This is a genomic window from uncultured Methanobrevibacter sp. (assembly GCF_947169325.1).
Classification (GTDB): domain Archaea; phylum Methanobacteriota; class Methanobacteria; order Methanobacteriales; family Methanobacteriaceae; genus Methanocatella.
In genome coordinates this window covers 1-7,329 of sequence record NZ_CAMVPN010000098.1, presented here as the reverse complement: position 1 = coordinate 7,329, position 7,329 = coordinate 1, and the positions used below count along the sequence as shown (strand labels likewise).

Annotated in this window: 9 protein-coding genes; 7 read left to right on the top strand and 2 right to left on the bottom strand. The window is 36.2% G+C overall.

Going from position 1 to position 7,329, the window contains the following annotated elements; all coding sequences use genetic code 11:
* Positions 1 to 516 (bottom strand): MoxR family ATPase (locus Q0W26_RS10585; protein WP_298525030.1); only part of this gene is annotated, 516 nt, incomplete at its 3' end.
* Here Q0W26_RS10585 and Q0W26_RS10580 point away from each other — a divergent pair.
* The 7 genes from Q0W26_RS10580 (at position 504) to Q0W26_RS10550 (ending at position 5,471) form a co-directional block, all read left to right on the top strand.
* Positions 504 to 2,594 carry a right-handed parallel beta-helix repeat-containing protein gene (locus Q0W26_RS10580; RefSeq protein WP_298525027.1) on the top strand — a complete coding sequence of 697 codons (2,091 nt, stop codon included), beginning with the start codon at positions 504 to 506 and terminating at the stop codon, positions 2,592 to 2,594. The genes Q0W26_RS10585 and Q0W26_RS10580 overlap by 13 nt on opposite strands.
* An 89-nt stretch (positions 2,595 to 2,683) precedes the next feature.
* Complete coding sequence (locus tag Q0W26_RS10575; protein ID WP_298525024.1) at positions 2,684 to 3,154, top strand: hypothetical protein; 471 nt, start codon at positions 2,684 to 2,686, stop codon at positions 3,152 to 3,154.
* On the top strand, positions 3,126 to 3,737 hold the full coding sequence (locus tag Q0W26_RS10570) for a tocopherol cyclase family protein (protein ID WP_298525021.1): 612 nt from the start codon (positions 3,126 to 3,128) through the stop codon (positions 3,735 to 3,737). Before Q0W26_RS10575 ends, Q0W26_RS10570 begins: the two co-directional genes overlap by 29 nt.
* Positions 3,682 to 4,197: a diacylglycerol/polyprenol kinase family protein gene (locus tag Q0W26_RS10565; RefSeq protein ID WP_298525018.1), complete on the top strand. Its 516-nt coding sequence runs from the start codon at positions 3,682 to 3,684 to the stop codon at positions 4,195 to 4,197. The genes Q0W26_RS10570 and Q0W26_RS10565 overlap by 56 nt, the downstream gene beginning before the upstream one ends.
* 120 nt (positions 4,198 to 4,317) lie before the next feature.
* A complete protein-coding gene (locus Q0W26_RS10560) occupies positions 4,318 to 4,593 on the top strand; it encodes a 2TM domain-containing protein (protein WP_298525015.1) in 276 nt (91 codons plus the stop codon).
* Between the two features lie 3 nt (positions 4,594 to 4,596).
* A complete protein-coding gene (locus tag Q0W26_RS10555) occupies positions 4,597 to 5,037 on the top strand; it encodes a LytTR family DNA-binding domain-containing protein (protein WP_298525013.1) in 441 nt (146 codons plus the stop codon).
* A gap of 8 nt (positions 5,038 to 5,045) precedes the next feature.
* The gene (locus tag Q0W26_RS10550; protein ID WP_298525011.1) at positions 5,046 to 5,471 is read left to right on the top strand and encodes a DUF3021 domain-containing protein; all 426 of its coding nucleotides are present in this window, start codon (positions 5,046 to 5,048) and stop codon (positions 5,469 to 5,471) included.
* A gap of 16 nt (positions 5,472 to 5,487) precedes the next feature.
* On the opposite strand, the gene Q0W26_RS10545 is transcribed toward Q0W26_RS10550, so the two are convergent.
* Positions 5,488 to 7,050: a hypothetical protein gene (locus Q0W26_RS10545; RefSeq protein WP_298525009.1), complete on the bottom strand. Its 1,563-nt coding sequence runs from the start codon at positions 7,048 to 7,050 to the stop codon at positions 5,488 to 5,490.
* Between the last annotated feature and the right edge of the window lie 279 nt (positions 7,051 to 7,329).

Here is a 7,329-nt window from a genome sequence, read left to right as displayed (position 1 = left end):
GAGGATCTTTACTGTTTCTGCTTTATCCGTATAACCCATGGAAAGCTGAATCAGGAAACGGTCAAGCTGTGCCTCCGGGAGCGGGAAAGTGCCCTGCGTCTCCCCCGGGTTTTCGGTCGCAATAACAAAGAATGGCTGATCCAGCACATAGGTTACACCATCCACTGTGATCTGCTTTTCTTCCATGCTTTCAAGCAGAGAAGATTGGGTTCTGGGCGTTGCGCGGTTGATCTCATCTGCCAGAAGAATATTGGTAAAGAGCGCGCCCTGACGGAAGACGAACTCCTGCTCTTTCTGGTTGAAATAATTGATGCCGATCAGGTCAGAAGGCAGAAGGTCCGGAGTAAACTGAATCCGTTTGAATTTTGTGTCGATGGACTTCGCCAGCGATTTGGCAAGCACGGTCTTGCCGGTGCCCGGCACATCTTCCAGAAGCACATGCCCCTTTGCCAGCAGCGCAGCCAGAATCAGATCAATCTTGTCTGATTTGCCTACGATCACTTTTGATATTTTCATTACTGACATTAAATGTTTGCGCCGCTCAAGAGATTGATAATTCCACGAATGTCAATGAGACATTATCTGTTTTGGATGAACCTGCATTGGAAGCATCCAATGATACACGGGTTCTTGAAGCTGCGCCGGTAAATACTCACCTTCAGGTTGAAGGCCAAACAAATTTTGATGTGATTGGAGACTACTTTAAGGTAAAGTTATTGGATGGCAATAACAATGCTCTTCAAAACGCTAAAGTAACTTTTACAGTCAATGGCAAAAGCTATAACAAGAACACCGATTCTGCAGGCATTGCATCACTGCAAATACGACTGAATGACGGATCTTATAATATTGTAACTAAATTCGCCGGAAATTCAAATTATAAATCTTCCTCTCTGACCACTAAGATTACTATGGACAATACCCGTGAAGTGGAAAGTGGAATGGGCAATTCCCAAATCCAGAATATCATTGATAATGCTAAAGAGAATAACGTAATCTTATTTAAAGGTAAAAGCTATTCGGATATTAATTTGGTTGTAACAAAATGCCTGACATTGCAGAGCAATGTTCAAACTACATTAAAATCAAGTTCATCAAGTCCTGTAATCACTGTTAAGGGAAAAGGCGCTTCTTTAACAAAAGTTAAGGGGTTCAAGATTGACGGCGGTGACGGAATCAAAGTTGATGGTGCAGATTATGTAACCATTTATGGAAATGACATTACCTCAAAAGGCAACGGCATTGTTGCTTTAAACACCAAATACCTAAACATTACTAAAAATAATATTGTTAAGAATTCTGAAAGCGGGATAGTTCTTGCTGAGTCAAGCTATTCATATATTTTTAGCAATAAAATTGCGAATAATGTTAAAAATGGTGTTGAGGTGGCTAAATCCAGCAATGTTTATATTCATGGAAATACCATAACCGGCAATGGCAAAAATGGCATTTATCTGGATAGTAAGATTAATGGCAAAAACTATGGTGAAGGACCAAATAATTTGTACATTAGCAAAAATACAATTTCAAAGAATATAGAAAATGGTATTTGTGTTAATAAGGCGGGAAATAATATAAATATAAATTCCAATTCAATTGAATCCAATCGTCAAAATGGAATTTCTTTGTCTGAAATCGGTAACAATAAGATTCAATCAAATATCATATCCAATAATGAATATGTGGGTATTGAATTTGGAGGTAATTATGTTGTGCCAAAGAGTCAGGAGATTTCCTATAATGCTATTGTGGGAAATAGGGAGCGTGAAGTTGAAGCTAGAGACACATATTATGACAAAAATGATAATCCATTGAAACTTGGAGACAATTGGTACAGTGGTGGGGTCGTTTGTCCTAAAATCAAGACAAATAATATAAGGTTTGTCGTTACTCAAACAGGTCCTAACCAATTCCAGGCTTCATTCATTGATTCAAATGGTAATGTGGCTAGTTTGCTTCCTGACAGGGTATTGTCATATAGAATCAACAATGGAAAAAGCATAACATTAACTATTAGTGGTGGAATAGGCACATTCACTGTGGATGCACAAACCGGTGACATTGTCAAGGCAACTGTCGATAATTCCAGAAGGGATAATACTTATGATTCAGATACCAAGCAATCTTCAAAACCTATTAATGGAAAAACACCAAGTTATAGTTACCCATCAATTCCTAATTACCAATTGTATGAGGACATTGGAACAGGTGGAGGAAACGGAAATGGTGACGGTTCTGGTGATGGATCCAGCGGAGACGCCAATCGTGGAAATGGAAAATTGTCACGGGATAGTAGTTCTTACGGCAACTCCACTCAAAGTCAAAGAGCAGATCCTTCAAACAGTGCAAACAATCCTGTAAATGATGTTTCACAAAGCTCTGATGTTTCAGATGCAGTGTCTCAAGCGGGAGCATCTCAACCAAGTGCAGGTGATAGTGGAAATCCAGGTTCTCAATCTGTAGTTAAACAAATAGTAATTGATGAGGATGAATTTTATAAAGTAACTGGAATTTCATTTATAATTTTGTTAATAATTTTAACAGTTGCATGGTATTATCGTGAAGATATATCTGAAATGAAATCTAAAATGTAAAATTCATCTATTTTTCTTCTTTTTTTTCTAAATTAAATAATAATACATTTAAAATATATTACATATTATCTTATCTTGGGAGGAATAATATGAATAAAAGTGATTTGAAAAGAGATTATTATATGCTTAAAGGGCCACTTGCCAAAAAGGGATATGACTGGTGGTGGCATTCATTAACAGCATACAATAAAAAGACAGGCGAACCTAAACCATTTTTCATCGAATACTTTGTGTGCAACCCGGATTTAGCTGAAGAAGAACCAACACTCGGACAATTGCCTGAAAACCAAAAAGCAGGCAAAAGACCATCATACTGCATGATCAAGGCAGGAACATGGGGTAAAAATCCAAAACAAATCCATAATTTTTACTCAATGAAATACTTCAACTGCCCTGATGACGAGCTTAACATTCAAGTTGGGGACTGCAGCCTTACAGAAACACACATGAGCGGTTTTTCAAGAGTTTCAGAGGAGGATGCCAAAAACCACCCTGAATACATGTCCAATGCTGGAGACATGATGTGGGATCTTGACATTGACAAAAAAAATCACTTTTAATGTTGGGTATGGTGCTAACTCATTTTTCAGGAAGCTAAACTCATTTGAAATGTTCTGGCATGCAGAAGGAATCAAGACAGAATACAGCGGAACAATCTGGCTTGATGGGGAAGAATACGAAGTGATTCCTGAAAAATCTTATGGATATGCCGACAAGAATTGGGGAGGAGACTTCACCTCACCATGGCTTTGGATTTCCTCATGTAACATTACAAGTTTAATAACCGGTAAAAAACTGAACAACTCCGCTTTTGAAGCAGGAGGAGGAAGGCCAAAGGCATTCGGTATTGAAATTCCACGTAAGCTATTAATCGGATTCTATTATGAGGGGACAATGTATGAATACAACTTCGCAAGATTCTGGAACCTCGTTAAAATCGACTTTGACTTTGAGGAAGGTGAAGACGTTCACACATGGCATGTAAATGCAAGCAATAGGAACTCAAGAATGGAATTGGTTTTATACTGCAAACGTCATGATATTTGCCATGCCATTTTTCTCAGATCCATGGGTAATGGTATGGTTTTTGACACTTCCTATCACAATAGTGCTGTTCTTCCTGACAGAATATTCACCTATTAAAATAGAAAACAGCGTAACCGAATCCGGCCACGCTTTAGGTTTATTTTTCTATGCGGGAATATGGACATTGCTGATTGCAATATACTCAATGCTTTCACCTGCAAACGATCCGAAATTCTTCATATGGATTGTGGCACTGGCAATTGTTCCAATGGTATACGGTGACGGATTTGCAGCATTAATCGGTCAGAAATTCGGTAAAGTCAAATACACAGTGTTTGGAGGCACCAAATCTCTTGAAGGTTCACTTACAATGTTTGTTGTGACAACCGTTATGAGTGTGTTTGTCTGGATGGTTTTCGCATCAATCGGCTGCACAATGCCTGAATTCAACATCGTTTACATCATAATGATTTCAGCGGTTGCAACATTATGTGAAGCTTTCAGTTATGGTGGAATTGACAACCTGACAGTTCCTGCAATAACTTCAATCTTATATTATCTGGTGGCTGTATTATAGCCATCATTTCAATTCTCTTTTTTTGCATTTTAATCATAATTTTCTGCATCTCAGCCAATGTGATAATTAGTCCTTATATGTGCTTTGACTAAGTATTATTATCGATTTGAAGGTGATAATGTGACAGATAACTTAAGGGCAAGAGCAGAAGAACGTGTTAATCTCAAAATCAAATTTTACAGGAACTTAAAAGCATATATAATTGTTAATGCAATATTATTTATTATAAACTGGATGTTTTCACCAAGCTTTTGGTGGGTAATGTTTCCTGTATTTTTCTGGGGAATCGGTGTCATCGCTGACTTTTTAAGGGCATATGCATTTGTTGATGATTTTGACAGTGAAAGCTACAGGGAACGAAAGATTCAGGAAGAAATGGAAAGGTTAAGGAATTAAACAATGAAGGTAAATCTATTTGTTTCAAGAGATATTGAAAATCCTCATGCGGACATTCACACAAATGAGTTGACTGAAAACATCTCAAAGGCAATAAACATTCTTGAAAGCGAGGATCAAAGCGAGATGCTTGCGGTCAACAACGGCTCAGACATCACTCTTCTGGAGCTGAAGGACATTTACATGTTCTGTGTTGAGGACAGGAAGGTCAAGGTATACGCTGAAAATGATGAGTATATGATTAAAAAGCCATTGTATCAGGTTGAAGAGGGTTTGAACGGTGATTTTGTGAGAGTTTCAAAAACCACTATCGTCAATCTCAAAAAAATCAAAAGGGTTGCCCCTTCTCTTAGGGGAATGATGTTCATTGAGCTGAAAAATGGCCTGAAGGACAATATCTCAAGAAAATACTTGCCAGATTTCAAAAGGGCATTGGATTTGTAGGTGGTTTGATGAAGTTAACAGATATAATTGAAAGTTTGGCATTAGGTGCTTTTGTGGGTTGCTTTATAGGTTTGCTTGTTGCGGTCTTAATATCCTATCAGGCAGGCCCTCAAAACATCAGCTTTTCAGGAACAGATATAATCAATCTCTTCTTCGGATGCATTGTGGCAGGTTGGGGATTCTCATTGACAGGATTTATATATGAAAAGGAGGAATTGCCCTTGCCGTTCCAGATAATATTCCAGATGGGCATTGGAATGACAGTTTTGTTTTTAATAGCAATATATCTGAAATGGATGCCGATTGATCTTGGAATCGGACCTGTAATCACATGGATTGCCATTGCATGTGTATTTGCTGTAATATTCTGGTGTGGTTTTTACATTTATGATTACTTGCTTGCGCGTAATATTAATAAAAAAATAAGTAATTAAGTAAATAGAATCAAATCTATTTACTGTTTTTATTTTCTCTTTTATAACCTATTGCCAATAGTATCAATACGATTGCAATTATTATAATGAATACTGGAACATTCAAATTTCCTTGTTTTGCAACTGAAGCTCCATCAATTTCGTTTAATTCATAAGCATCGCCATCATCGCCGTGAGATGTTGAATTTCCCACGATTAATTGTTGATTGGCATTACTTTCAATTAAGTTGGATTCTGCTTTGGAAGTTGATGTTTTTGTATTATTCTCATTATTTTCAATTGATTTAAATGTATCTGAATTTATTATTATATTAGAATTTTTCAAATCATTTGAAGTATGCTTATGACTGTTGGCATTATTTTCATTTTGATTGGATTCAGGAGATTTAAATTGACTTTTCAGATTTTTCATTGAATCATCAGGGAAAAAGTCTTTAATCAAATCACTATATTTATCTAGTAAATTCACATTTAGAATGCTAAACAAATCGGATTTGATTGTTGAGGATACTCTGCTTCGGTCTGTCACATGGTTCGGGTCAATCACGGAGGAATCATTTGGATCCTCATCTCCCCAATCGTTGTTATCGAATTTGGTATACAGATGGTTTGTGTCTTTCCATTTGATAAATATCTCTTTGCCGTAAGGTGATGAATTATTGGTAATTATATTATTGTGGATATTTATCACGGTTTTTGCATCGTACATGGGTTGTTGTATGTAGAAGGAGCCTCCTGTCTCTCCGCCATCGTTATTGGTGATGATGGAATTTTCCAGATTTATATTTCCTGAAACCATCACTGCACCACCGTTTGTTCCGGCAGTATTGTTCATGAAAATGCATCTGTTAATATGCGATTCACCGGACCAGCTGTAATATGCTCCGCCCCATTCATCAGCATGGTTAAACATGAAAATACAATCTTCAACATTTCCGAATCCAGAAACGCTTACTCTTATTGCTCCGCCGTCTCTGTGTGCTGAATTATTGATAAAAACACAATTGTAAATGTATGAGTCTGCAAAGCATGTTGTTACCGCTCCGCCATCATGTCCTGCATGATTATTCATGAAAAATGAATTGTTTAATAGCAAGTAACCTCTATGGGTTTCGTTTCCATAGTTTGATATTCCTCCTGCATTTACACTGGCAGTGTTATTTATGAAATAGCAATTGTCCACATATGTATGTCCGGTTTCCATGGAAATCGCTCCACCAAATCCATCTGCATTTGCATTGATGAATGTCAAGTTTTTAAAGGAGACATGCAATGTATCGTTTCTTATAAGAAAAATGCTTGACTTTTTTTCTCCATCGATGATAACATCAAGAGGGTTGGCATTTCCTTTTATCGTCAGATTTTTTGTAATTTCAAAATCGCTGATTTTGTAGGTTCCCTTTTCAAGTATGATTATATCGTTATCATTCGCATTTGATAACTCTTTACTTAAATTTGATGAGGAATCTAGCGGAATTTCATTATTTTGAAGTTGATTTTCATCATATGAAGATATGCCAGTAGTTGAATTGCTCACATCTGTTGCATTTACAGCAGAAATGCTTATTAAAATAATCATAATCACCAGTATGAGATAATATTTTGCATTGATTGTTTTCACCTCCTTACTTTTTTTAGATAAACTATGGTTTTATTTTTGAAAAATATGATATATATTTATTTTTATATCGATTTTTTGATAATTTTAAAGATTAGATTAATTCTTAATTAAAATTATTTATAACGTTTAATTTGATTACAGATAATTTAATTACTATTTTTAAAGCATCTATTTATTATTTTATAATGTTTATAATGTTTATTTGTAATTTAGAATATTGATTGCTTTTATATCGTT